This window comes from Pirellulales bacterium (assembly GCA_019636345.1).
GTDB lineage: Bacteria > Planctomycetota > Planctomycetia > Pirellulales > Lacipirellulaceae.
Genome location: JAHBXQ010000003.1, coordinates 659837 through 684609, shown reverse-complemented (window position 1 = coordinate 684609; position 24773 = coordinate 659837). Strand labels below are relative to the sequence as shown.

Below are 24773 nucleotides of genomic sequence, written 5' to 3'. Positions count from 1 at the left end.
TTCCGTTCGCCGGGTTCTCGTCCGCGGCGAGCGCTCACTTCGCAACTTTGGGAGAACCCCGCCATGCGGCGTCTCGTTTCGCATCTAGCCCTGTTGCCGTCGTGCGTCGCGATGACGATCGCGATTGCGACCTCAGATTCCGCCCCGGCCGCCACGCTTGCTCCGCTGCTCTCGTTCGGCGTCGGCGACGTTCCCGGCGACGGCGACCGCGCCCCGGGAGAAGTCCTGCCCGGGGACGCCGCAGGGACCGCCAACGAGAGCGGGTTCTACAAGTACCTGGGAAGCGATACGAACCTTGAGCGCGGAATGGCCTACAACCCCGCCACAGGCAACTTGCTGTTCCTGAGCCGAGTCGGCGGGACCGCCCCCGACAGCACGGATCACGGGCTTCGCATCCTCGACGGGACGACAGGGGTCGATCTTGGCTTCATGGACTTCGACAACACGATCGTCACCGGCGGGACCTTCGACCGCAACATGATCGCCGTGGCCGACGACGGCGCGATTTACATGGCGAACCTGACGACCAACGCCACCACGTCGCCGTTCAAGATCTACCGCTGGGCGAGCGAGGACCAGTTGCTGACGAACCCGACGCTCGTCTACTCGGGGGCCCCGCTCGCCGGAGCCCGACTCGGCGACACGCTCGACGCGATCGGCAGCGGCAACGACACCCGACTCGCGGCGGGCTACGGCAACAATCCCAGCGTGCCTGGCAACAACAGCTTCGCGGTGTTCACCACCAGCGACATGGGCGCGAGCTTCTCGGCAACTCACGTCGAGGTCGCCGGCACGCCTCCCGATGCGGGCGACTTCCGGTTGGGCATCACCTTCACCGACGCCGACACCGTCATCGGCAAACAATCGACCTTCGCCCGGATGGTCGATTTCACCGGCGGCACGGGGACGCTCGCCGCCAGCATCGGCTCGGACGGCGCCTCGCTTCGCCCGCTCGATTTTGCCGTCGTCGACGGTCGACCGCTCTTGGTCACGCTCGAAGCGAGCGCTGGCAACGCACTCGAACCTGGCAATCCTAGCGCAAATCGGGCGCGGATTTTCGTCTACGACATCTCCGATCCGACCGCCTCGGTGGCCGAAATGAAGATCGCCGAGGGAAGCGTCTTTCCCGAGGGGATCTACCAAAACGCCAACATCAACGGCACCGGCAGCGTCAAGTTCGGCGCCATCGACGGCAACAAGGTCGTCATCTACGCCCTGAGCACCAACAACGGCATCCAGGCGTTTGAGCTGACGCTCGATCCCGTCGTGATCGACAACGCCGACTTCGACGGCGAGAACGGCGTCGACGGCGCCGACTTCCTCACGTGGCAACGCAATTTTCCGGTGACCGACGGCACGGCGGACCGGATTGACGGCGACGCCAACGGCGACCGCAACGTCGACGAGGCCGATCTGGCGGTCTGGCAGATCCAGTACGGCACGTCCCCGGCGGCCGCAACCGCAATCGGGGCCGTCCCCGAGCCGACGTCGGCCGCGCTCGTCGCGGCGGCTTGTTGCGGCCTGGCGTGGCGTCAGCGCCGCCGCCGCGGCTGACCCATCGGCCGGAGCCGGCGTCTTGGTCCCTTTCGTCCGTACCCTATACCGCGAGGACTTGCCATGTCGAAAGGATGCACTACGCCCCCCCTCCGGCCCTCACAGCGAGCGTTCACGCTGGTCGAGTTGCTGGTCGTGATTGCGATCATCGGCGTGCTCGTGGCGCTGCTCTTGCCCGCAGTGCAGTCGGCGCGCGAGGCGGCCCGGCGGATCCAATGCTCGAACAACCTCAAGCAGCAGGGACTGGCGGTCCAGAACTACATCTCGTCCAGCGGCGGCTTCCTGCCGATGGGCTACGCGGGCGCCACCGGGCGCGCGACCGCCAACTTCAACAAGGAGCACCTCTTCACCGAGATGCTGCCGAGCATGGAGCAGAAGACGGTCTACGATCAGATCAACTTCGCTTACAGCGGCAATCCCTGGGACAACGAACCGGCCGTCAACCACGTGATCGACTCGTACATCTGCCCCAGTTGGATCGACGAGCGCGTGATCTTCGGCCGGGTCAACGGGTACGAAAACGGGGCGCTCGTGACCTACAACGGCGTCGGCGGGGCCTTGCTCGACGGGCTGGACCTTTCGGACCCGAACTTGGCCGTAAATTCCGGCTTCGGCAAAGTCCCCAAGAACGGCGCCTTCCAGGCGGACGAGGTCGCGGTGACGACGACCGGCTCGCGCGGCGCCCCGACGACGACGCTGCAATTCAAGGGCCGCCGCGTGAAAGCGGCCGAGATCACCGACGGCCAGAGCAATTCGCTGCTCATCGGCGAGTTCGTCCATCGCGACTTGATCGCCGCGACCGGACAATGGGCCGAGGCGCCGGGAAACGTCCGCCCCTGGTACCTGGGCGGATTCCAAAACGCCCCCTATTCCTTCAAGGTGATCGAGTTCACCCCCAACACGCAGATCAATCGCGACCAGGGGGTGCAGTTCAATCACCTCCCCTTCGGCAGTTTCCATCCGGGCGTCACTCAGTTCGCATTTGTCGATGGCAGCGTGCATCCCATCGCCGACGGAGTCGACCGGACGACGTATCACTATTTGGCGACGGTCAACGCCGGCGACGTGGTTTCCGGGGGCTACTGAGATGCACGTCCCGCGATGCGCGGCTTGGCTGTTGGCGTGGGCGACGGTGCTGTCGATCGGCTGCTCCAAGGGACCCGAGATGGCCCCGGCGACGGGAACCGTCTCGTTCCGCGGCGAACCGTTGAAGTTCGGCACCGTGATGTTCCAGCATAAAGCCGGCGGGCAGCCGGCCGTCGGGGCCATTCAAAGCGACGGCTCCTTCAGTCTGTCGACCCCCAGGTTGGGCGAAGGCGTGCGGGTCGGCCCGCAGTTGGTGCGAATCACCTGCTTCGAAGGAAACGACCCGAACAACCCCATGACGCTCCCCAACGGCGAGCCAATCCTCGGACGCTCGCTCATTCCGCAGCGCTACGGCTCGTTCGGAGGCAGCGGGCTGAGCGTCGAGGTGGCCTCGGGCCAATCGCAGCCGTTCGACTTTCAGTTGACGAACTGAAGTCTCGCTCGCCGAGCTTGGCGAGTGCGCCGCTTGAGGAACCGCAAGCGGGGGAGAACAGAAAGGGCGCCCGCGGCTGATCGGCCAAGCCCCCCGTCAGCGGGGGGCTTGACTGGCGCGCCTCAGCTCACCAACCCCTTGGTGACCAGCATGAACACGTCCTCGAGCGTCGGCTCCTTGTCGGCGAAGCTGACCAGTCCGCAATTGGCGGCGACCAACTGGCGCAACAGCCGCTGAACGTCCGCGTCGTCGCCGGCCATCTCGACGACGAACGTGCGGCTGTTCTCGATCACCTCGCGCACCTTCGGGTCGCTGCGAACAAGGCTGAGCCCCGCAGCCGGGTCGCCGGCGAAGCGGATCTCAAGATGTCTGTTCCGCTGAATCTGCTTGTAGACCCGATCGATCGGGCCGTGCAGCAAGAGTTGCCCCCGTTCGAGAATGCCGATCGAGGTGCAGCAGTCGGCCAGCTCGGTGAGAATGTGACTGGAAATCAGGATCGTTTTGCCCATTCTGCGCAGTTCGCGCAATAGGGCTTTCACTTCGAGCCGAGCCCGCGGGTCGAGGCCGCTGGACGGTTCGTCGAGGATGAGCACCGGCGGGTCGTGGACCAGCGTCTTCGCAAGGCAGAGTCGCTGCTTCATCCCTCGCGACAAGCCGTTGACGAAGTCGTCGCGCTTGTGGGTCAGGTCCAACAACTCCAGCACGTCGGAAAGCACGCCCTTGCGCCGCTCGCGCGGGACCTGATACGCGACGGCGAAGAAGTCGAGGAACTCCCACACCTTCATCCCGTCGTAAACGCCGAAGTTGTCGGGCATGTATCCCACGCTGCGGCGCACGCCGATCGGATCGCGCGTGACGCTGCACCCGTTGACGATCCCTTCGCCGTGGGTCGCCTTGAGGAGCGTCGCCAAAAAGCGAATGGTGGTGCTCTTCCCCGCGCCGTTGGGACCGATGAAGCCGAACATCTCCCCCGCCTCGATCTTGAGGTTGAGGTTGGCGACCGCGATGAAGTCGCCGTATTGCTTGCCGAAGTTCTTGAGTTCGATCATGGGCGAAACGGGAAGGGCGACCGCGAGGGCGCCAGGGTCGCAAAGGAAATACGCAGTTGCGTCGGGCGTTTACGGCAAATCCTCGAGTTCGTCGAGCGAGTCCTCCTCGCCCGTCGGGCGATCGGCGGCGGGAAGGACGTCGGCGGCGGCGTTGGCGTCAGGTTGCGGGGCGGGAGGAGGGCCGTAGGCGAGGTGGACCGCCACGATCACGGCCCCGGACGTTTGCGAAGCCGACGGAGTCGCCGTCGTCCCGGGGAGCAACCCGTCGATTCGGGCCACCAGCCGCGTCTCCTCGCGACCGCCGTACAGCGGGTCGTCCCCCGAGGCGAATCGAAAGGCCACTTTGACCAACTCGTCGACGTCGAGCCGCGGTTGGCCGGTCGCGACGGCGCGCTCGGCCGCGGCGGCCCGCTCAGCGGCGAACGGCCCCCGTACCGGGTCGATCGTCGCCGGTGCGAACGACACGACGGTCGTCGCCCCGTCGCGCACCTCGCCCAGCCAACACCCGTCGAACCGCGGCTTCCCCTGGCGATCGAACGAGCGGCGCACGATCGCCGCATCGGCGAGGCGCAGTCCCGACCGATTTTCAAGCTGCCGCATGCCGTTCGTGGCGGTCGTGAGTCGCACGGCGCCCGGCAAGGGGACGATCTCCTCACTGTGGACAAGCCGGGTCGTGCTCGATGCGACGGCCAGACCGCGGAGGTGCGTCTCGGCGTACTTCTCGAACGCGACCGTCCCCCCCTCCCCTAGCAATTGGCTGCGGACGACGCTGTCGTCGCGTGCGCCGGGAAAGGGGACGGCCACCGCGGTGGGGTGCTCGAACGCCACGTCGTAGGTCGTCGACAGCGAGGTGTACAGCCCCGTGAACCGGCTCAAATGCCCGCGCAGATGTTCGGGCTGCAATTCCAACAGCGCGATCTCGGTTTGCGAGCTGACGAACCCGATGTCGAGTTGGGCCTGCTGGATCACCACGGCGGCGCCGGCCAGAGCGATCAGCGGGGCCGCCAGCCATGCCCACTCGACTCGCCGCAGCGAGTGAAACACCATCCAATTGAGCGGCACGAGCACCACGAGATACACCGCCAGACACGCCAACACGAACCCGGCGCCGGGAACGGTGACGCCGGCCGCCTCGCGCAGCGCGGCTCGGGCCGCTGCGGCGGTCAGGCCGAAATCGCTCCATGCTCCCAAGCCGCCGCGCCGATCGACGATCGTCCGCGTCTCTTCGCCGCCGACGGCATAGGCGCCGGGAACCGCCGGCGGGGTCGCGGCGACGGTTTCGGTGCGCATGTTCGCCTGGGCCCCGGCGTCGCGAGCCATCCACCGCAGCGGGGTCGTGAAATGGGCGTCGAGTTGCCGGCCCTTGTACCCGATCCAATCAACCTCGAGGCCGCTCAAGAAGTCCGAGTCTTCCATCCGGAACTTGCGCGGCGGTCGCCGCAGCAAAGCGCCGTTGAGAAAACTGTCGTACGCGGGCCAGTTCAACAGTTCTCGCTGGGCGAGTTGCACGGCAGAGACGACGATGCCCCCCGACCCGACGCTCCGCTCGACCAGCAGCCCCCCCGTCCCCGGCGTCTCGGCCGCGCCAGGTCGCAATTTCAGCTCCACGCCCGACCACGGTTTGGCCGGCCGCAGCAGATCGCGCGGCTGGCCCGTCGCGTCGCGAAGCGTCCACGCCTTGTTCAGCGGCGCCAGATCGTCGACCGTGAACTCGCGCGTCTTGCCACTTTCGGCGGGGAGGTACGGATCGAGAAACGTTCCCCGCAGCTTGTCGAGCGAGTCCGGCCCGTTGATCGCCAGCCGACCTCCCCAGTGGAGCCAATCGACCAGCGCGGTCTGCTGCTCGGGCGAGAGGCGGTCGACGTTCGCTTCGTCCCACCACAAGTGAGCGACGCTGGTCCACTGCAGCACGCTCGCCGGCAACGGCGGGTGCTGGTCGCCGTCGGCCAACACGACCCGGTAATGCAACGCAAACCGGCCCCCTTCGTCTTCATGCGGGGCGCGCACGGCGTCGGCGACTTTGAGAAACGAGTACTGCGCGGGGTCTTTCGCCAGCACGATGAAGAAGTACTGGTACGAAGGCATCGCGCGCCATGGCGTCGGCGGCGTGGCGCCGACGGGGGAACCGGTCGAAACCCGCTCCAGACGAGCCGCCACTTGAAACCGGTCAAGATCCTCGGGGACGAACACCTCGGTCTCGATCCGCTTCTGTCGTCCCTTGGCAAGCACCGCCGGGCGGCTCGATACGAGCCGGTACGAGGTGTCCGTCAAAGGCCGCGGCTCTCCCTTGGCGTCGAGCACCTCGACCGTGGCGCGAGCTTCGAGATCGTCGCGGTTGGCCTTCACCTGCTGGGCCGCCGCGGTCCAATGCCCCGGCTTGGCGAGCGCCAGCGATTGACCCTGGCTCGTCTCGACGAGCGATTCCGACAGCAGCGGCACGACGCGGCTGATCTCGACGTCAGGCTTGTCGCGATCCTGGTCCTGCTTGTCCTTCTGGTCCTGCTCGGCCTTCTTCTTGGCCGCGGCCTGGGGATCGGCCGCCGCGGAACCGTCGTCGCTGCACCCCCAGCACCCCGCTAGCAGCAAGCACGCCAGCGCAAACGCCCCCAGCCGCGACCAGGCGCCTCGCGGCGAGCGGGAATGGGCGAATGCGGCGGGCATGGATTCTCGCAACGGGTCGGCCGGGACTGGCAGAACGCCATTCTAGCCGCCCGGCCCCCGCAGAACACGCCGTCGAGCGGGGCGGTAGTGATACCATTTGCGCCCTTGGAAGGGTGGCTGGGGTCGCAGCGCAGCAAAGCCCCCAGGGGATCCGCTGGGGGCTCGCTTCGTTCGACCCCAGCCACCCGTCAATTTGGCAAATGGGATCACGACCAACGGGGCGGAAGTCACCGCGGGCTGCACTGTTTGTCTCCGCAGGGACCAAAGTGGAGTAGATCGCCCGCAGGGGGTTTGCTACGGTTTGCGCCGCGGAACGGGTACTGGTCGCTCCTCGCACTACGCGCTGCCGATGTTTCGACGAATCGAAGTTGCCGAGGGTCCTGCGCGCTGGCTGGTCGCCGGGGCGTTGGGGCTCGTCCTTGCGCCGCTCGCCGGTTGCGGCATGGGGCCCTTCAAATACAAGGACCGCACCACGATGGTGACGCCCGCCATGCGGATGGCGGCCATTCGCGAAACCGGGGCCCGCGTCGGCGACGCCGAGGCGGCCGAGCAGCAAAAAGTCTGCGAGCAACTCGCCCAACAAATCCAGACCGAGCCCGATCCCCTCGTGCGGCGCACGATTCAGGAGACGGTGGCCAAGCTCGACGCTCCGCTGGCCCGCGATATGCTCGTCGCCGGCTTGCAGGACGAGGATCGCGAGGTCCGCATGCAGTGCTGTCGCTTGCTCGGGCGACGCGGCGACGCGGCTGCGATCCAACGACTGGCGGTCGTCGCGCAGGCTGACGCGGATTTCGACGTGCGCATGGCGGCGGTCGACTCGCTGGGCAAGATCAAGACCCCGGCCAGCGTCGCCGCGCTTGCGGCAGCGCTCAAGGACAGCGACCCCGCGATGCAATACGCCGGAGTGCAAGCAATGCGCGGCGCCAGCGGCCAGGACCTCGGCAACGACGTCAACGCCTGGCGCCAGTACGCGGAGAGCCTGCCGGCAGGCGCCGGCAGCGGCGAAGCCGCAGTCGCGTCAAACCCCGACGCCCCTCTGCCGCGGTAGTCGCCCTCGACCGGCGACGTTCTCTCGCGCGCCGCGCGACGCCCCGCAGGCCCCCTCCCGGCGGGGTTCAAGGCCGCTCTTGCGGATCTGGCGAAACTGCGTAACTCGCGTCCCGATCGGCTGTTGCAGTCGGCGCGCGGGGTTGCGGAAGTTCGCTCGTCGAAATGCCGCTTCGGGGTCAACTTCACCTGGGCGCGCGCCCGATACCAAACACACGGGCTGACTCGTCGGCACGAGTTCGCGCGGACGAGTGCTTTGGCCGCTCTTGATGCAAGTGCTGTCAAAGCACGAGGCGCACGTCCGCAGCAGTTGCGAATCGAACGTCGCCCGTTTGGTACGCCAGGACCGCGTGAGCGGCGTTCGGTCGACATGCCGGGCGTCACGCCACGCGTTGCGAGGGGGGAGATTGCAGATGCTGCGCTGGAAGATCGCGCGGGACGCTCGGACCACGCGCGTCCTGCTGTCCGCATTCGTCTTGGCAGGGGCCGGCGCCAACGGGGCGGCGGGCTCTCAGGACCCGTTTCGCGACTCCTCGACGCTCGCCCCCAGCGTTTCGGGCGGGAACACCGACTTTGGCACGCGCGTTTTGAGCCGCGCGTTGCGCCCCGTCTTTGTCCGCCCGCACGAGGAAGCCGCGGCCGCGACGCCCTCCTCTCCGGCGAACCTCGCGCCGGCGCAGCACGGCTGGCGCCCCCGTTCGGCCGACGGCGCCGCCCCGCGGCCGTCCGGCGAGCAACGCTCGAACGACGCGGCCGAAGAGTCAGGCCCGCTCCTGATCGGCGCTCTGCCGCGCCGCGAGAGCAGTTCGTCGACGCCGGTCGCGCCCGCCCAGCCTCTGTCCGGTCCGGCGCTCTCGTTCGAGCCGCAGCCGCAGGAGGCGGCGACGCCCGTCGAGGATTCCCCGGCCGAGGACTCCTGCGGCGAGCCGACGCTTGCCGCCGAGGACGCCGAGCCGATGCCTGCCGCCGAGCCGGACGACGAATTGGCCGGCCTCTCGGGGGACGAACTCGACGAAGCCTTGGAACTGCGCCAACAGCAAGCCGCGGCACAACACGATCGCGACGCCGACTCGGCGCGGCCGCTGGCCGCCGCGGCCGACGAAGCCCCGGAGACCCCGGACGAGGCGGAGGAGACGACGCCGATCCCGGTCGTGAACTCGACCGCGCGGAAACGGCTCCCCCCCCTGTCGCGCAGCCAACAAGCGCTCCGAGACAAAGTCCGCCGCGTGTTGAAGCACTACTACGACAATCCGCTTCACACCGGCAACCGCGGACCGTGGGAGGTGATGCACCAGATGCTCGCCTTCGAGGTCCACAGCCGCATCCGCCAGGGCGGTCCCAACGGCCAACCGATCACGGCCGTGGGGTGGTTGTGCTTCAACATGCCTTGCCGCGAGCGGGAGCTGCTCTATCTGAACAACGAGGGCGAACTGCGAGTGCGCGTCGGCCCCGCGCTGCAAGGGCACCAGGGCCAATTGCTGGCGCTTCTGGCTCAAGCCCGGGTGAAAAGCACCTATCCGATCCGCGTCGAAGGAAAAGAGTTCACGATCGCCGACCTCGTCGAGTCGGAGAAGAAGACCTGCTACCCCAAGACCGAGCTCACGTTCAAGCTTCTCGGACTGCAGGCGTACCTCGACCTGGACGCCCGGTGGGTCAACGACCAGGGAATGACCTGGGACTTCGCCACGCTGGTCCGCGAGGAAATGCACCAACCGGTCCGCACCGCCGCGTGCGGGGGGACCCATCGACTGTCGGGTCTGACCTTCGCCTATAAGAAGAGCCTGAAGACCGGCCGCCCGCTGACGGGCGAGTTCGCCGCGGCGAAGAAGTTCGTCGCCAATTACCAGAACTACGCCTATCGGCTGCAGAACCCCGACGGCAGCTTCAGCACCGAGTGGTTTCGCGGCCCGGGCAGCGAGGCCGATCTCGATCGCCGGCTGAAGACCACCGGGCACATCCTCGAGTGGCTGCTCTACGCCGCCGAAGACAAGCACTTCACGTATCCGCGCACCGTGAAGGCGGTCAATTACCTGTCGAACATCATGTGGAACAATCGCACCCGTGATTGGGAAGCCGGCCCGTTGGGGCACGCCATCCACGCGCTGGTGTTGTACGACCGCCTGTACTTGCAGCAGTACGACGAGGTCGACCAAGACGCGGTCGCCGCCTCGCCGGACAACTCGCGGCGCTAGCGCTTTGTCTGCTCGATTATTTCGGGTTGCGTCAAAGCGCTAGTCCGACGCATTGCGCCGACGGCCGGTCGGCATTGTGAATCGCTCGTCCCTGGTCTAAATTGCAGCCTCTTGCTTGGCGTGCGCGACTATGAGTTGCCTGCTCTCCCCGCCGCCGTTTGCGTCTTCCGGTCCCTGCGTCAGCGTTGCAATGGCTCCCGCTCCCAAGTTTCCCGACCAGCTCGAAGCGTTCTGCCAACTGGCGGCCCGTCTGGCCGGGCACGAGGAGGCCGACGCCCTGCTGATCTTCGTCGAGAAGCCGCTCGACTGGGCCAAGCTGCGGGCCGCGACCGGCCAGCTACACGTCGTGCTGGCGGCCGACGCCGTGCGCGACTACGCCGGGGCCGAGGATTACAACTTTCCCTGCGTCGAGGTGACGATCCCCGAGAGCACGATCCAGGAGAAGCTGGCCCAGGCGCTGCTGGAAAGCGTCGCCGACGACCTGCTCCCCCCGGGGGGAACCGTCGTCGCCCTCTACAGCGGGTTCGAGGCGGGGCAAATCGACTCGCTCAGCGTCATCCAACTCGACGAGCACCTCGGCCGGCTCACCGTGCGCGACCTCAAGCAGCTCGAGACCCGCGTGCCGCTCGACACGCTCAAGGCCGCCGTCGATCTGGCCGTCGAGATCGGTCGCGAAGGACGCGAGGGGAAGCCGGTCGGCACGCTGCTGGTCGTCGGGGACCATCGCAAGGTGCTCAAGCACTGCCACCCGCTGGGGTACGACCCGGTGCGGGGCTACAACCAATCGGAACGGCAGCTCGACGACGCCAAGGTCCGCGAGGCGATCAAGGAAATCGCCCAACTCGACGGGGCGTTCGTCATCTCCGCCGACGGCACGGTGGCCGCGGCGTGCCAGCACGTCTCGGCGCCGGGGGCCGACATCACGCTCAGCAAGGGGCTGGGCGCCCGCCACTGGGCCGCCGCCGCCATCAGCCGCGCGACCGGCGCCGTGGCGATCACGGTCAGCGAATCGACCGGCACGGTCCGGCTCTTCCAGAACGGCGAGGTGATCTTGCGCGTCGAGCCCTTCCGCCGGGCCATGAAGTGGAAGGACTTCGAGGTCGACCCCGCGGATTGATCCGCGCTCGCCCCCGGCGCCCTGACGCACGCCCCTCAGCCGCGGGCTCGCTTGCGGCCTAGCAACCCCGCCGCGACCAGCAGCGCCAGCGCCGCGCTCGTCGGCTCGGGCACGGCCGCGATCGCTCCCCCCGGTCCCGTGTAATCACGCTGCCAGACCAGAAAGTCGGCGCCGTTCGTGACCGAGTCGCCGGTGGCGTCCCCCGCGGCCGTCATGCCGAACGCGGTTTGCCACGTCGCCAGATCGGTCGCGTCGACGTAGCCGTCCACGTTGAAATCGGCCGGCGAGACCGTACCGACGAGGTAGTTCACCGGGATCGTCACCAGCGGGTTGGCCGCCGCTTGGCTGTCGGTGGTGACGACGATCGACCCCGACTTGAGGCCCGGCGTGGCGGTGTCGAGCATGATCGAGTGGAGATTGCCGCCGGCCAGCGCAAGCGTCGTCCCCGACCCGAGTCCGGACAGGTCGCCCGAGACCGTGAACGAGTAATCGAGCTCGTCCGCCCCGTGGGCGACCGTCACGTTGGCCAGGTTTCGCACCAACAGGTCGATCGACGTTGGGACGCCGACCGGCACGACCGGCGGAATCGACGAGGCGAGCGTCGCCCCCATGATCGCCGGCACTTGGTAATCGGCGACCACCGGCAAATGGTCGGTCACGGACGCCAGATTCGTCAGCAACTGCGCCCGGGTGTTCGCCCCGCTGAACGTGACGCCGTTGAAGGCGTAGGTGTTCGAGGCGTCGTCGAGGTCCGAGTTGTAGGTCGTCCCGTTGTTGCCGAACGCGTGGTACGACCCGGCGAGCAGGCTCATCCCCTCGTTGTCGAACAGGGCGCTCGTGACAAGCTGGAAATCGAACCGATCGTCCATGCCCGACAGGGTCTGGCCGCTAAAACGTTCCGAGGTCGTCGGACTTTGCGTGTGGATCGCGGCGTAGTTGGAATTGTTGTTCCAGCTTTGCAGCGTGTTGGCCACGTTGAGCGGATCGACGGCCTGCCCGGTCCCCGCCGAGCGGAGATGCTGATAGGCCGCCTGACTCGATGATCGGATGTTGAAGTCGCCGGCGTAGATCGCATAGACCCCGGCGCCCAAGGCGTCGGCGTCGGTCCGAATCGCTTCCGCCTCGACCAGCCGGCGATTGTTGTTCTCGGTGCCCGTGTCGGATTTCATGTGGCTCGAGTAGACATAGAAGTCGGCCCGCTCGTCGTACCCCACGGGTCGCAACTGGTAGCGCATCGTCGAACGCGGCTGCTGCGCCGGCGTGGCGCCCGTGCCGTCGCTGGTGCCGACGTCGCCGAACTTCGTCTCGCCGATGAGCTGCACCGTCTGCGTGTTGTAAACGAGCGCCGGCGCCCCCGCGCGGCGGAAGCTGTCGCTCGTGTCGCCGTCGAGGAAGCCGCGGGCGTACGTCCCGGGGCCGTAGATCCCGTTCAATAGATCGACGAACGCTTGCGTAGCCGTCGCCGTCGTGTATTGCTCCTGCAGGGCAATGACGTCGATCGGCCGTTGAACGCCGTTCACGATTTCTTCGCCAATGGCGCGCAGAACGAAGTCCATCCCGGCCCGCGGCGCAAGAGCTCCGTTAAACTGGCCGTTGGCCGTGTTGTAAGTGACGATCCGCAGCTGCGCAAGCGCATCGCCGGCGGCGGACCAGCAGACGGCCAGCGCCGTCAGCCCCGTCGCGAAGACTCGTTTGGCAAGAAACAACATGAGCGAATGCCGGCCGATCGCCTGCTCCTCTGCCGGGTTCCTAGGCGCCGGGCGACGCGCAGGGTTCCGGACCTGCGCGGCATAAGCCGGCGAAACAACGAAGACGGCCGCGCCCTGCCCCCAGAGCGCGGCCGTCCCTTCATTAAAACCAGCCGGGGCGAATCTGACAAACGATTTGCCCGCGAACAAGTCTTTCGTCGAACTTTCGGCTTTCCCCCCCAACCATGAGCGGACGGCGCTAGCCGCCGGTGAACGACGCGCAACGACAGGCCATTCGTTGCGACGACGACCGACAAACCCCGGGCGCGCGCTAAACCGGCGGCTAGCGCCGTCCGCTCACGTTGGGGGGCAATGCCTAGCTGTGGCGCCCCCTGCGGGCGGCCAGGGCCAACCCGCCGAGCACGACCAGCGTCAGCCCGACCGAAGCCGGCTCGGGCACGGCGGCGACGGCCACGGGGGTCCCGGTGTACTGGCGCTGCCAGACGAGGAAGTCGCGCCCGTCGACGTCCCCGTCGCCGGTTGCGTCGCCCGAGGACTTCGGGGCGCCGGTCAACCCGTAGCCGTTGCTCCAAATGCCGAGGTCCGTTCCGTCGACGGCGCCGTTCTCGTTGAAGTCGGCCGCGGCGAACTCGCCTCCGCCGCCGGAGGGGATGAACGCCACGCCGCGGAACTGCGTGTTGGTCGCAGCCGAGGCCAGAGTGGAGAAGACCGAGTCGACGCCGTTGTCGTCGGTGATGCTGACAAGCCGGCTCGGATTGTCGGCGGTGATCGTGTACAGGACGGCGTTGCCGCCGCTCATTGTTCCGGCCAACCCGCGGGCCCCGGCGCCGACGTTCAAGGTGTAATCAAGCCCCCAAACCGAAGAGCCCGAATCAAACGACCATTTCTGAATCCCGCCGCCGTTGGCCAACGTTCGATCATCGGCGATGTAAACCGTGTTGTCGTCCTTGAACCAGAAGTCGTACGACGAAGCGGTGCCCGTCCCGGTGCCGGTGACGTTGACCGCAAGAGTCGAGGTCGCTTCGTCGGACATCGTCGGGAGCCCGGTCCCGACGGTGCTCACGCCAAGAAACGCCGCGGTGCCGCTCGAAACATACAACTGGCCGTTGTAAATGTTCACGACGCGGGTGTTCGTCGGGGTCGACGAAACGCGAGTCGAGGAGTTGCTGCCGAACGTCGTGTAGCGGACGCCGCCGTTGGCGCCGCTCGACGCGGTCCCGGCGGTCCAAATGTCGGTCCCGTTGGTCGACACCACGCTACGAATGTTGTCGCCCGAATACGAGGTGTCGGTGAACGCCGTGCTTGTGTCGATCGAATCGTCGCTCACGCTGATGCGACCAACAACGCGATTCGCAACCGCCGAGGTCGTGCTGTTGACGCTAGCCGTACCCACGGCAGCGTCGAAACCGGCCAAGAACAGATAGTTGCCGTCCCCCGACGCGTTGATGAACCCGACCGACGTGGCCGTTCCCCCAAGCACCAAGGCTCGCTGGCTTTCCGAGGCGGTCGTCGGCAAGGAAATGGTTCCCAGGGGGGCGCCGACGTCCGTGAATTTTTCGACAAACACAGGGACGGCAGCATTGGTGAGCGACCCGCTGCCGTCGCCGACGCGGGTGACGTACAACGCGGCGGACGCCGTGTTCAGAGTGATCGTGGCCAACGCCAACGCCGACAGGACGTATCTGCTTTTCATCGCCATTGCTCCGGAACTGACAAGCGAGCTCATCAACGAAAGTGGTGGGATCCGCACAAAATCTCCGTAACTCGTATTCTGCTTCAGATACGACCGGCTGCGAAGCCCCGAGGCTTCCTCTAACCGGCTGGTCCGCGACGACTCCGGCGGGGGTCGAGCGGCTCGCTCCGTCCGACTCCGGCCCGAGGAAGGCCGGAATACGGAAGCCGCCCGGACCTCACGGTCCGGGCGGCCCGATGTCAATCATCCGTCGTCAGTCGCCGACGATGGTCGAGGCTACTTCTTCCGACGGGCCAAGACCGCCAGCCCGACCAGGACCAGCCCGACGGAGGTCGGCTCGGGGACGGCGCCGACGGCGGGGGGCCCGGTGTACTCGCGTTGCCAGACGAGGAAGTCGGCTCCGTCGACGTCCCCTTCGCCGGTCGCGTCGCCCGAGGACTTCGGGGCGCCGGTCGAACCGTAGCCGCCGGCCCAAATCCCGAGGTCGGTCCCGTCGACCGCCCCGTTCTCGTTGAAGTCGGCCGCCGCGAACTCGCCCCCGCCGCCGCCGAGAGCGGCCAGGACGTCGTCAAAGCTGTTGCCGATTGAAACAACGTCGACCAACACATCCGGGTTCGAACTCCCCGCCCCGTTTTGTCGCAACGCCAGCGAAGTCATAAGCCCGGTCGTGATGTTCGAGTTGGGCAGCGTGTCGGTAATCGACGGGCTGGCTGAACTGCTCGGATTGACCCACAGACTGGCAAAACCGTCGTCGGTCGTCTCCGGATCGGAGTCGAACGCCTTGTAAGAAACAACGACTGTGTAGGTCTCGCCGAAGGTCAAATCGGAGCTCCAGTTGACAACTTGTCCGTTGCCGCCCGAGACGCTTGAGGAAGACAAACCGAGCGTGAAATTCGGACTCTCGGCATCATTCGGCGGCAGTACGTAGAGCCGACTGCGAAAATTAAACGTGCCGTCGTCCTTGAAGTGAATGAAGTACTGATTTGCCGAGGCCAACGCTCCAGTTCCCGGCGGGTCCCGAAGATCGTTTACGCTAAAGCGGGCGGCGTAGTACCACGTTTCACCTTCGGATTGCGTGAACCCGGTAACGCGATTCACGTCCTCGACGCCGGAGGTCTTCACCACCGCGGCGCCGTCCAATACTTGCATGGTCGATGCAGTGACGGTCTGCACAGGGGTCGGACTGTGAGTCGTCCACAAGCCGCCTGAAACGTTGGCGCCCTCATTGTGGGCCGTCAGTTGCCCGTCTTCGTACTCGAACGCATCGGTGAAGAACACCGCCGCGGAGGCAACCTGAGCGACGCACGCGATCATGCAGACGGCGAAGGCCGTGACAAAGCGTTTCATAGTAGGAGTCGATCCGTAGAGTGATTGAAGTCTGTGAACTAGAAAGTCGGCAGCAACTTGGTCGGTTTCCAGCGCGACGCCGACCGAAGCAGGATTTTGTTCCGGCAGTCATTTCCGCGGGCAGTGAATTCCTCTGTTTCGTTTTCGTGCGAACGCCCAGCACGCCCCTCGCCACAGGCCCGCCCCTCGCAGCGACAACTGCGAGGGGCACGCCTGAGTTGGCGAGACTTGACCGCGTCGAACGACACGATCCTACGCGGCGTGCGCGACACGCCGGCAAATGCTAACGACGACGCCGAACCGCCAAACCGGCCAGCCCCACGAGGGCCAGGGCGACGGTCGTCGGCTCCGGGATGGCGGCGTGATAGCCCAGACGTTCATTGACGTCGGCAGCCGCCCCTTCGACGTCGGCAATGGAATACTCCGTCCAGTCCGACGCACTGAAATCCGACGTCGTGCCGGAAACGATGTTCGCATTGCGCACAAAGCTGCGATCAGCAGCGGTGTTCGCGGTCAGACCGAAGACGTCCTCGATGCTCGCCGTGGCGAACGTGGTCCCCACCCAAACCGCGACGCTGTCATCGCCGTTGAAGTTCAATCCGCCGTTCGAGCCGCTGGTTTGATCGGCGACCGCATAGGCCGGCAACACGGCGGACGAATGGCCGATGAGATAGGTCCCGCCGGCCGCAATGACGCCGGTGAGGGCTTGAGTGCCGGTCGGGGCGCCGTCAGTCTTCCAGAGCTCGCGGTTGGCGTTGCTCCAATGGGAGAGTTGATAATTGCCGGCGGCCAGATCGACCGAGGCGCCTCCGGAATTGTACAACTCGATCCACTTGTTGTTGCTCGTACCTTCGTAGTACTGGGAGATGATGATCGCCGCACGCACATTGGCGACGGACGTTGCCAGGACCAAGCCGCAAATCGCGGTCCAGGCAAAACGAGATTTCACAGACATTAGCGTCCCCTCTCAAGTAACTAAAACGTGGTGGAAGTGCTCGTGGTGCAAACTCGAATTCGTCAACTCGCTCGATCGACGCCACAGGCTGGGCGATCCGAACGTCAGACTACATCCGCTTCGTGAAGTTCTGATGTGATTTGCGGCAAGTCTTGATAAACAGCTGCGCGACGGGCCGTGCTCTCGACGCATCGCAAACCGCGAATTGTGGCGCTGGGGCAAAGACAGATCAACAACGCAAAACTCGCGCCAGTTGGCGCTGAAAGTTCTTGCAGGACTCCTATCTCGTGGCTGCCGCTTGAGTTTCGTCGCTACGCGCGGGTCCCGAACCTCGCGCAAATTTCTGGCGTGACGTTCGTTTCTGCGCGCGACTCGGGCAGCGTCGCCGACGATCCGGGCAGCGGCGCGGGTTGGCGTTCTCTGCGACAGGACCGCGCTGCGATCGTCGCGAAGCGTGGTACGATGCGCTGCGACGGCTCGCCCAAGGACCGCAAGCGCCGCTATGTTTGTCAGGTGTCGGGGAGGGAGGACCAGCGATCACTGCCCGCGCAACTTGCGGCAATGATCTTCGTGTTTCGGAGGGTTGGGTTCGCCGCGACAACGCGCCGTCTCAGCCCGCGCGGCGACACGCGAGGACCTGATCGTCGGCCGCGCGGCGTCGGCCGACCCGTGCCGCGGCACGCATCGGAACACGCTCCAGCCTAGTCCAACGGCCGGCGGGGGTGAAGCTTTCGGCGCCGCAAGGCCGCCTTTTTTCAGCGATTGACAACCAGCGAGCGACCCATGACCCGTTTCCGTCCAAGCCCCGCGACCCCGCTTTCGCCGCTTCCCGCCGGCAGCCGCGGCCTTGCGCCCCCGACGCCGACTCCCAACCGGCGGCGACGCGCCCTGGCAGTTTTCGTGGGGCTGAGCGCCCTGGCCGCGACCCCCCCTGCGCTGGCCGACGAGCCGAACAACCCTGGTTTTTCCGAGTCAATTCCCAATCGCGTGCGATTCGCGACGTTCAATGTTTCGCTCTACGGCGAGCGCGCGGGCGAGGTGCTCGAGCGGCTCGCGAAGCCCGGCGATCGCCAAGCCGAGTGCCTGGCCGAGATCATCCAACGGGTTCGGCCCGATGTGCTGCTCGTCAACGAGATCGACTACGATCCCGAGCACGCGACGCTCCGGGCGTTCTGCGACAATTACTTGGCCGTCCCGCAGCACGCCAGCGAGCACCCCGACGGACCTGCCGAGCCCATCGTTTTTGCGTATCAGTTTCTCGCTGATACGAACACCGGGGAGCCGTCGGGGTTCGACCTTGATCGCAACGGTCGGACCAACGCCCGCGCGGGGACCGAGGCCTACGGCGGCGACTGCTGGGGGTTCGGACGCTACCAGGGACAGTACGGCATGGCCGTGTTGTCGCGCTGGCCGATCGACGCCGAGGGCGTGCGGACGTTCCAGAACTTTCGCTGGGCGCAGATGCCCGGAGCGCAGTTGCCCGACGATCCCGCGACCCCGGCGCCGAACGATTGGTACTCGGCCGAGGCCTTGGGGCGATTTCCCCTGTCGTCCAAGAGCCACTGGGACGTGCCGATTCAAGTCGGCGGGCGACGGATTCACCTGCTGGCGAGTCATCCCACGCCGCCGATCTTCGACGGCCCGGAAAACCGCAACGGCCGCCGCAACCACGACGAAATCCGCCTGTGGGTCGACTACGTCGGCCCGACAGCCGACGGGGCGTACATCGTCGACGACGCGGGAAACGCCGGAGGATTGCCGGCCGCAAGCAGCTTCGTCGTCGTCGGCGACTTGAACAGCGACCCGCACGACGGCGAAGGTTCCCCCTCGATCAATCGCCTGTTGTCATCGCCGCGGATCGCACAGTACGAACCGCCGGCGAGTCGCGGCGCCGTCGAGCAGGCCGCTCGCCAGGGGGGCGCCAACGCGCATCACCACGGGGACCCCGCCCACGACACGTGCGATCCCCCCGACGACCCCGGCCCGGGCAACCTGCGACTCGACTACGTGCTTCCTTCGGCCGACCTGCGCGTGATCGCCTCGGGGGTGTTCTGGCCGGTGCGCGAGGACCCGCTGTTTCGGCTCGTGGGAGAGCACCCCTTCCCGAGCTCCGACCATCGGCTCGTGTGGGCGGATGTCGCGATTGGGGAAGATGCGCCGGAGTGACCCCCGCTGCCAGCTCGGGGCGCTTCGCAGGGGAAGTCGCCCGAATCTCAAAAAAAACATTTCCAATTCCCTCCCCCGGCCTTAACATAGCCGGTGTACGCTGCCGCCATCGGCTGTCACCAACACGGCCCGCCCGCGACTTAGCCCGAGCCCTTGCCGCTCGGCCCGGTCGTCCCGCCTGGCGTCGGTCGTATATCACAAAACATTCGCAGGGAGACTCGCATGCGCGTTGTCGGACGCCGGGGATTTACTCTCGTTGAGTTGTTGGTCGTCATCGCCATCATCGGCGTGCTGGTCGCACTGCTGTTGCCGGCAATCCAAGCAGCCCGAGAAGCGGCGCGGCGCACGCAGTGCACCAACCATCTCAAGCAACTGGGGCTGGCGGTGCAGAACCATCTCTCGCGCGGCGACATGTTTCCCGCGGGCATGACGCAAACCCCCAATCCCTATCGCGGGAAGACGTTCTTCGTCGAGTTGCTGCCGTACATCGAGCAGCAGTCGGTCTACGATCGCTGGGACGATACAAACCTCGCCAACAACTGCAACACGCCGCAAGCGCCTGCGGCCACTGAAATCGCCACGATGTTGTGTCCGTCGGACAGCCCGGCCGAGCGGGTGTGTCAGTTCACCAACAGCCCCGGCAACTCGGGGCTGCAGTATCCGGGCTTTTACGGCGTCACCAGCTACGCCGGCAACCACGGCACGCGCAACTACTATCCCAACGACTTGATCGCCCCGACGAACGTCTTGGACGGCGACGTCAACGGCATCTTCTTCTCGACGGGCGCCGCCTCGGCGCCGACTGTCAACCAGAAACCTGTCAGTCTGCGGGCCGTGACCGACGGTTCGAGCAATACGATCCTGTTGGGCGAGCGGTTCAATTTCGACCCCCTGTTCGATGCGAAGCCGGAAACCCAGCGCAGCAGCCTGCTGATCCATCAATGGGCGCTGTGGGGCTGGCAGGGTGGATTCAAGGGTCTGGGGCACGTGACGCGCAGCAGCCGGCAACCGGTGAACAGCACCGTCGCCACCCTGCAAAGCTGCGTCACCGGCGCTTCGTACGCCTGCCAGGACGACCGGTTGATGGGTTGGGGAAGCGGCCATCCCGGCGGGGCCAATCTTTGCTTTGCCGACGGGTCGACGCGGTTCGTCTCCGATTCGATTTCCCTGGTCACGCTCGCCGCGCTCAGCACCCGCGCCGGGGGCGAGATCGTCGACTCCAGCGAAGCACGGTAGAGCCCTGCCGCTGATTTGGTCCTGGGCCTCGTGCCGCTCGCCCGGCCCTTCGCCCCCCTTCCTTGCTGGACGCACGGTTCGCAATGACTCGGACACTCGCTTCGCTGCCGACCGCGCTCGTCCTCGTCGCCTGCGTCTCCGCGGGGTGCGGCAAGCCCGAGCCGAAGTTCGGCCAAGTCACGGGCGTGGTCAAGCTCCGAGGCAAACCGACCAAGGACCTGCTTGTCCGTTTCTTGCCCGACCCGGGGCCGGAGGGGGTGGAGATCTCGGTCGGGTCGAGCGGGATCACCGACGACCAGGGGCGGTACTCGCTGCAGTACGCCTACCAAGGGAAGCCGGGCGAAGGGGCCGTGATCGGGCGGCATCGGGTCTGCGTCGAAGAGGCGAACCGGCCCCACACCCCCCAGGGGCAGGCCCCCCCGCCCCGCAAAGTGCCCGAGGCGTACAGCAATCCCGGCATGACCCCCCTGTCGGCCGACGTCGCGCCGGGGGAGCAAGAGTTGAACTTTGAGATACAATAGGCGCGAGTGGGCGTACGCCGCGTCCGTGCCTCCCTCGTAGCTCCCGGTCGGCCCTGCTCCCATCGCCCCGCAGGAATCTTGCCATGCGCCGTCGCGTTTCGCCCGCGTTTACACTCGTCGAACTGTTGGTCGTGATCGCCATTATCGGCGTGCTGGTGGCACTGCTGTTGCCGGCGATCCAAGCGGCGCGTGAAGCGGCCCGGCGCACCCAGTGCGTCAATAACGTCAAGCAGATGGCCCTGGCCGCGGCGAACTACGAAAGCGCCAAGGGGGTGTTCCCGCCGGGACGACTCAAGCCGGACAAGTCGATCAACGGCGTTGAGACGCCGCTAGGATATTCCAACTATAGTGAACCCTACAATCCGACCTTCAAGTCGGGCTACTACTCGGTTCACATCTGGCTGTTGCCCTATATGGAAGCGGGCAACGTCTACAACATGATCGATTTCAAGGTCGGTCAATACAAGCGGATGATAACTCTCGGAACCCCGACCAATCCGCACTATAACGCCTACGCCACGGCGGCCGGGCTGTTTATCTGCCCGAGCGACGCGAACACCGTGACGATCATCTCGGAAAACAACTATCGCTCGAACTTCGGCGGCTCGTCCCCCTACGCGGGGGCGGTGACGGGAACCGGCGGGCTGGCCGATCCGAACGTCTTGTCGAGCGAAGGAATCCCCGCCGGCGGCAACGGCGCGTTCTCGATGGGAGTCAAGGGGCTCCGCGCCGGCGAATACTCCGACGGATTGTCGAAGACCGCCTTCTTCTCCGAGCGAATCAAAGGCAGCGCCGACGTACCGGGCCAAGCCGTCCCGAACAAATCGGCGATGGTGACCGCCAGCAATCGATCGCGGACGCTGATGCCCGTGCAAACGTTGTTCAACGACTGTCAAGGTTACACGCCGACGGCAAGCACCTTCGATTTCTTCGCCGCCGGGCGCTGGCCGCCGGGAGACGACTGGTCGAACGGTTGGCCGTTCGCCGGGTACGACAGCACGCAGTACAACCACGTGGCGCCGCCGAATTGGAGCGGCTACGACTGCGGCAGCTTCAGCGCGATCCCCGACACACCGGACGAGCATGCCATCATCGCGGCCCGCAGCGATCATCCGGGGACCGTCGTCGTGGCCTTCGGCGACGGTCACACGGCCATCGTCTCCGACAGCGTCGACCTGGGCGTCTGGCGAGCGGTCGGCAGCCGCAACGGCGGCGAGACGACGGACGCGGAGCTGTAGCCGCCCATGACGGAACCGTCCTTGTTTTTTAGTGCGCAAAGGCGCCTTTGTCGTACGATGCTGGCGATCGGCGCCGGGGCGTTGCTGACCGCCGGTTGCGGCTCCTCGGGCGGGAGCGAACACGGCGATGCGCGGATCGCCGCCTCAGCCGCCTGCGAAGCTGGAGAGAAGGCCTTCGAACAGGGCGACTTCACGACGGCCGAGGTCGAACTGCGGAAAGCGGTCGACAGTCGGTTGCTGAATCTCGACGTGTACTGCAGCGCGTCGGTCAAGCTGGCCGTCGCCGAAGCCGCCGCCGGCAAATTCGCCGAAGCGGCCGCGCGACTCGACGATTTGGAGCGAGGCGCTCCGAATCTCGACGAGGTCTATGCAGCCCGCGCATTCTTGCTCGGCAAGCAAGGCAACAAAGCCGGGGCGCAGGCCGAGTTTGCCAAGGCCAAGCGGCTGAACCCGCGGATCAAGGCCTTCTGACCGTCACGGGCGCCGCGGGCGCCGTCAGCGTCCCTTGGCCCGGGCCTTGGCACGGGCCTGTTCGGCCGCTTCGAACTCGGCCGCTCGGGCCGCCGCCAGTTCGGCCTCGCGCTCGGAGGCTTCGTATTTCGCCCGGGCTTCGTCCCGCACGAGGGCGGCGGTCGAGGCGGCGGCGGTCAATTGCTCGCCTGCCCTGAGGTAAGCGTCGCACTGGGCGGCGATCCGCGCGCGCCGTTCCTCGGCGGCGGCTTGCGCAGACGCGGCTGCGGCGAGCGCCGACTCGCGCTCGCCGACCGTTTGTCGCGCCGCGGCGAGATCGGCCGCGGGGGCCGCGTCGCGGCGACCGGCCGCGTCAGCCTCGGCGGCGCGATGCGCCGCGACCGCGGCGGCGGCTTGTCGCTCAGCCGCTGTCCGCGCGGCGTCGGCGGCGGTCACTTGCTCTTCCGCCTTGCGCTGCGCAGACCGCGCCGCGACGACCGCCTGCTCGGCGCGAGTTGCCGCGGCGCGAAGCGACTCGGCGTCGTCGCCCTCTGACGGCTCGCCGTTGTCGCCGGCGGCCGACGCGCGACGCGATTCCGCCAGCGCCTGCTCGGCCTTGGCCAGATTCTGCGCGGCGACCGCGGCCCCGTCGGCGACGCGCTGCCAAGCGCTTGTGAACTCGGCGAGGCGCTTCGCGGCAGCGGCGCGATTCTGGCTGGCCGCGGTCGCGGCGGCGACGAACTTCTGCCGCTCCTCGTCCTGCCGGGCGAGGGCCGCGTCGGCCGACGCCAACGCCGATCGCGCCTCGGCCAACGCGGCCGTCGCTTGCTCGCACGCGGCGCGCCGGGCGTCGCATTCCTGCTGAGCAAGCTCCAGCCGGCGCGCCAGCGGCGGCGGATTGGGGGCCAGCGTGCGAAGCGTCTCCCGCGACTCCACGCCGACGACCCGCACCGCGCCCGACCAATCGCCGACAATCGCGGCGACGCCGTCGTGCGTAAACCGTACGGCCAAGGCCGCGTCGTCCATCGTCGTCAGGTCCGCCAGATGCTTGAGCTCGCCGTCCCAGAGCTTCACGACGCGGTCGCGGCCTGCCGAGAGGAGCCGGCCGTCGCGATGGAAGTCGATCGCCAGAACGCCTCCGTGGGCGCCGGCCGACTTGAGCTGCTTGCCTGTGCGATCCCACAGCCGAAGCGTGCCGTCCTCGCCGGCGGTGGCGAGCATTTGCGAATCGCTGCGCCAGGCGACGGCAGTGACGTGCTGCGTATGGCCGGCGAGGACCGCCGTCTCGTGCCCGGCCGCGGCGTCCCACAGCAACACGCCCCCGGCGCGATCCGCCGTGGCCAGCAGCGTGCCGTCGGGGCTGAACTCGGCGGCGGTGATCCAGTCGGTATGTTTGCGCAGCTCGTACGCCGTCGTGTTGTCGGCGACGCGATAAGCGCGCACCACCTTCTTCGGACCGCCGACGACGACCAGCGACTGGTCGGGGGAGAGATCAGCCGCGAGGACCGAGTCGACCTCCTCGCCGACGGCGGCCAACCGGGCGCCCGTGGCGACGTCGAACAGCACGGCGTTGCCGAAGGCGCCGGCCCGCCCCCCGGCGACCAGCAGCCGGCTGCTGTCGCGGCTGAAGCGGACGACGCGGGGGGTTCCCTCGGGATAGGGCAAAATGCCCAACACTTCCGCGGAGTCGGCATGAGAGAGCACGACCTGCCGCGGGGCGCCGACGGCGACCAACGGCGCCCAGGGGCTGGCCGCCAGGGCGTCGACGGCGCCGGGGCGGGCGGGCGCCACGACCGGCTCGCACAGCACGTCGCGGGGCATCGCCGGCTCGCCCACGGGGCGATTGTCCGCCGTCGGCGCCACGGCCGCGGCGAGGGTCGGCTTCGGCTTGGGCTTCGAGGAGGCGTTTTCCGGCAGCCCCCCTTCGATCCATGCTTTGACGAGCGCAAGCTGAGCGTCGGGGAGTTTGTCGCTGTCGGGGGGCATCGCCGGCGAGTCGGCGTGGGTCACTAGCGCCCACAGCCGCGACCCGTCCGGATCGCCCGCGACGAGGACCTCGCCGCTCGCCCCGCCCGCCACGGCCGAGGCGTAGTCGTCGAGAGCCAAGTCGCTCGACTTGTCGTCCTGCGAGTGGCAGGCGAAACAGTGCTCCTGAAAGATCGGCCGCACATGCTCGGCGTACGTGACGTTCGTCGGCTCGTCGGCCGACGCTGGCCGCGCCAGAACGAGATCGCCGCAGAGCGCGCAGAGGACGCAGAGCGCAGTGCGCAGCAGCGAGGGCGACGGAGGCGAGGATTCGGCGAAGCGCATGGCGGATGT

Annotated in this window: 18 protein-coding genes; 11 read left to right on the top strand and 7 right to left on the bottom strand. The window is 67.0% G+C overall.

Annotation, left to right across the window (positions count from 1 at the left end):
• Nucleotides 1-63: 63 nt before the first annotated feature.
• From KF688_10525 to KF688_10515, 3 genes are all read left to right on the top strand, one after another.
• Nucleotides 64-1554 carry a DUF4623 domain-containing protein gene (locus tag KF688_10525; GenBank protein MBX3426104.1) on the top strand — a complete coding sequence of 497 codons (1491 nt, stop codon included), beginning with the start codon at nt 64-66 and terminating at the stop codon, nt 1552-1554.
• A gap of 63 nt (nt 1555-1617) precedes the next feature.
• On the top strand, nt 1618-2640 hold the full coding sequence (locus tag KF688_10520; GenBank protein MBX3426103.1) for a DUF1559 domain-containing protein: 1023 nt from the start codon (nt 1618-1620) through the stop codon (nt 2638-2640).
• A 1-nt stretch (nt 2641) separates the two neighbouring features.
• Complete coding sequence (locus KF688_10515) at nt 2642-3073, top strand: hypothetical protein (protein MBX3426102.1); 432 nt, start codon at nt 2642-2644, stop codon at nt 3071-3073.
• A 122-nt stretch (nt 3074-3195) separates the two neighbouring features.
• On the opposite strand, the gene KF688_10510 is transcribed toward KF688_10515, so the two are convergent.
• Nucleotides 3196-4122 carry an ABC transporter ATP-binding protein gene (locus KF688_10510; protein MBX3426101.1) on the bottom strand — a complete coding sequence of 309 codons (927 nt, stop codon included), beginning with the start codon at nt 4120-4122 and terminating at the stop codon, nt 3196-3198.
• A 69-nt stretch (nt 4123-4191) separates the two neighbouring features.
• The gene (locus KF688_10505; GenBank protein ID MBX3426100.1) at nt 4192-6783 is read right to left on the bottom strand and encodes a hypothetical protein; all 2592 of its coding nucleotides are present in this window, start codon (nt 6781-6783) and stop codon (nt 4192-4194) included.
• Between the two features lie 349 nt (nt 6784-7132).
• Here KF688_10505 and KF688_10500 point away from each other — a divergent pair, with 349 nt between their 5' ends.
• The 3 genes from KF688_10500 (at nt 7133) to KF688_10490 (ending at nt 11139) form a co-directional block, all read left to right on the top strand.
• Complete coding sequence (locus KF688_10500; GenBank protein ID MBX3426099.1) at nt 7133-7831, top strand: HEAT repeat domain-containing protein; 699 nt, start codon at nt 7133-7135, stop codon at nt 7829-7831.
• Nucleotides 7832-8243: 412 nt separating this feature from the next.
• Nucleotides 8244-10022 carry a hypothetical protein gene (locus KF688_10495; protein ID MBX3426098.1) on the top strand — a complete coding sequence of 593 codons (1779 nt, stop codon included), beginning with the start codon at nt 8244-8246 and terminating at the stop codon, nt 10020-10022.
• Nucleotides 10023-10152: 130 nt separating this feature from the next.
• Nucleotides 10153-11139: a DNA integrity scanning protein DisA nucleotide-binding domain protein gene (locus tag KF688_10490; GenBank protein MBX3426097.1), complete on the top strand. Its 987-nt coding sequence runs from the start codon at nt 10153-10155 to the stop codon at nt 11137-11139.
• A 35-nt stretch (nt 11140-11174) separates the two neighbouring features.
• Here KF688_10490 and KF688_10485 read toward each other — a convergent pair whose 3' ends face one another.
• The 4 genes from KF688_10485 to KF688_10470 all read right to left on the bottom strand — a co-directional run bounded on the left by KF688_10485 (nt 11175) and on the right by KF688_10470 (nt 16843).
• The gene (locus KF688_10485) at nt 11175-12848 is read right to left on the bottom strand and encodes a hypothetical protein (protein ID MBX3426096.1); all 1674 of its coding nucleotides are present in this window, start codon (nt 12846-12848) and stop codon (nt 11175-11177) included.
• A 355-nt stretch (nt 12849-13203) separates the two neighbouring features.
• The gene (locus KF688_10480) at nt 13204-14541 is read right to left on the bottom strand and encodes a hypothetical protein (GenBank protein MBX3426095.1); all 1338 of its coding nucleotides are present in this window, start codon (nt 14539-14541) and stop codon (nt 13204-13206) included.
• A gap of 276 nt (nt 14542-14817) precedes the next feature.
• Complete coding sequence (locus KF688_10475) at nt 14818-15888, bottom strand: PEP-CTERM sorting domain-containing protein (protein MBX3426094.1); 1071 nt, start codon at nt 15886-15888, stop codon at nt 14818-14820.
• 283 nt (nt 15889-16171) lie between these two features.
• Entirely contained in the window at nt 16172-16843 is a 672-nt protein-coding gene (locus KF688_10470) for a lamin tail domain-containing protein (GenBank protein MBX3426093.1), read from the bottom strand.
• A gap of 783 nt (nt 16844-17626) precedes the next feature.
• Here KF688_10470 and KF688_10465 point away from each other — a divergent pair.
• From KF688_10465 to KF688_10445, 5 genes are all read left to right on the top strand, one after another.
• Nucleotides 17627-19009, top strand: a complete 1383-nt coding sequence (locus KF688_10465; GenBank protein ID MBX3426092.1) for an endonuclease/exonuclease/phosphatase family protein — start codon at nt 17627-17629, stop codon at nt 19007-19009.
• Between the two features lie 222 nt (nt 19010-19231).
• Complete coding sequence (locus KF688_10460) at nt 19232-20245, top strand: DUF1559 domain-containing protein (GenBank protein MBX3426091.1); 1014 nt, start codon at nt 19232-19234, stop codon at nt 20243-20245.
• An 83-nt stretch (nt 20246-20328) separates the two neighbouring features.
• Nucleotides 20329-20766, top strand: coding sequence for a hypothetical protein (locus KF688_10455; GenBank protein ID MBX3426090.1), 438 nt, complete (start codon nt 20329-20331; stop codon nt 20764-20766).
• A gap of 83 nt (nt 20767-20849) precedes the next feature.
• Nucleotides 20850-22004 carry a DUF1559 domain-containing protein gene (locus KF688_10450; protein ID MBX3426089.1) on the top strand — a complete coding sequence of 385 codons (1155 nt, stop codon included), beginning with the start codon at nt 20850-20852 and terminating at the stop codon, nt 22002-22004.
• A 6-nt stretch (nt 22005-22010) separates the two neighbouring features.
• Entirely contained in the window at nt 22011-22475 is a 465-nt protein-coding gene (locus KF688_10445) for a hypothetical protein (GenBank protein MBX3426088.1), read from the top strand.
• A 24-nt stretch (nt 22476-22499) separates the two neighbouring features.
• On the opposite strand, the gene KF688_10440 is transcribed toward KF688_10445, so the two are convergent.
• Complete coding sequence (locus KF688_10440) at nt 22500-24764, bottom strand: hypothetical protein (protein ID MBX3426087.1); 2265 nt, start codon at nt 24762-24764, stop codon at nt 22500-22502.
• Between the last annotated feature and the right edge of the window lie 9 nt (nt 24765-24773).

Bases quoted from the DNA above. Each gene is read 5' to 3' on its own strand.
- KF688_10525 (MBX3426104.1), top strand. From the start codon at position 64: ATGCGGCGTCTCGTTTCGCATCTAGCCCTGTTGCCGTCGTGCGTCGCG.
- KF688_10520 (MBX3426103.1), top strand. From the start codon at position 1,618: ATGTCGAAAGGATGCACTACGCCCCCCCTCCGGCCCTCACAGCGAGCG.
- KF688_10515 (MBX3426102.1), top strand. From the start codon at position 2,642: ATGCACGTCCCGCGATGCGCGGCTTGGCTGTTGGCGTGGGCGACGGTG.
- KF688_10510 (MBX3426101.1), bottom strand. From the start codon at position 4,122: ATGATCGAACTCAAGAACTTCGGCAAGCAATACGGCGACTTCATCGCG.
- KF688_10505 (MBX3426100.1), bottom strand. From the start codon at position 6,783: ATGCCCGCCGCATTCGCCCATTCCCGCTCGCCGCGAGGCGCCTGGTCG.
- KF688_10500 (MBX3426099.1), top strand. From the start codon at position 7,133: ATGTTTCGACGAATCGAAGTTGCCGAGGGTCCTGCGCGCTGGCTGGTC.
- KF688_10495 (MBX3426098.1), top strand. From the start codon at position 8,244: ATGCTGCGCTGGAAGATCGCGCGGGACGCTCGGACCACGCGCGTCCTG.
- KF688_10490 (MBX3426097.1), top strand. From the start codon at position 10,153: ATGAGTTGCCTGCTCTCCCCGCCGCCGTTTGCGTCTTCCGGTCCCTGC.
- KF688_10485 (MBX3426096.1), bottom strand. From the start codon at position 12,848: ATGTTGTTTCTTGCCAAACGAGTCTTCGCGACGGGGCTGACGGCGCTG.
- KF688_10480 (MBX3426095.1), bottom strand. From the start codon at position 14,541: ATGAAAAGCAGATACGTCCTGTCGGCGTTGGCGTTGGCCACGATCACT.
- KF688_10475 (MBX3426094.1), bottom strand. From the start codon at position 15,888: ATGAAACGCTTTGTCACGGCCTTCGCCGTCTGCATGATCGCGTGCGTC.
- KF688_10470 (MBX3426093.1), bottom strand. From the start codon at position 16,843: ATGTCTGTGAAATCTCGTTTTGCCTGGACCGCGATTTGCGGCTTGGTC.
- KF688_10465 (MBX3426092.1), top strand. From the start codon at position 17,627: ATGACCCGTTTCCGTCCAAGCCCCGCGACCCCGCTTTCGCCGCTTCCC.
- KF688_10460 (MBX3426091.1), top strand. From the start codon at position 19,232: ATGCGCGTTGTCGGACGCCGGGGATTTACTCTCGTTGAGTTGTTGGTC.
- KF688_10455 (MBX3426090.1), top strand. From the start codon at position 20,329: ATGACTCGGACACTCGCTTCGCTGCCGACCGCGCTCGTCCTCGTCGCC.
- KF688_10450 (MBX3426089.1), top strand. From the start codon at position 20,850: ATGCGCCGTCGCGTTTCGCCCGCGTTTACACTCGTCGAACTGTTGGTC.
- KF688_10445 (MBX3426088.1), top strand. From the start codon at position 22,011: ATGACGGAACCGTCCTTGTTTTTTAGTGCGCAAAGGCGCCTTTGTCGT.
- KF688_10440 (MBX3426087.1), bottom strand. From the start codon at position 24,764: ATGCGCTTCGCCGAATCCTCGCCTCCGTCGCCCTCGCTGCTGCGCACT.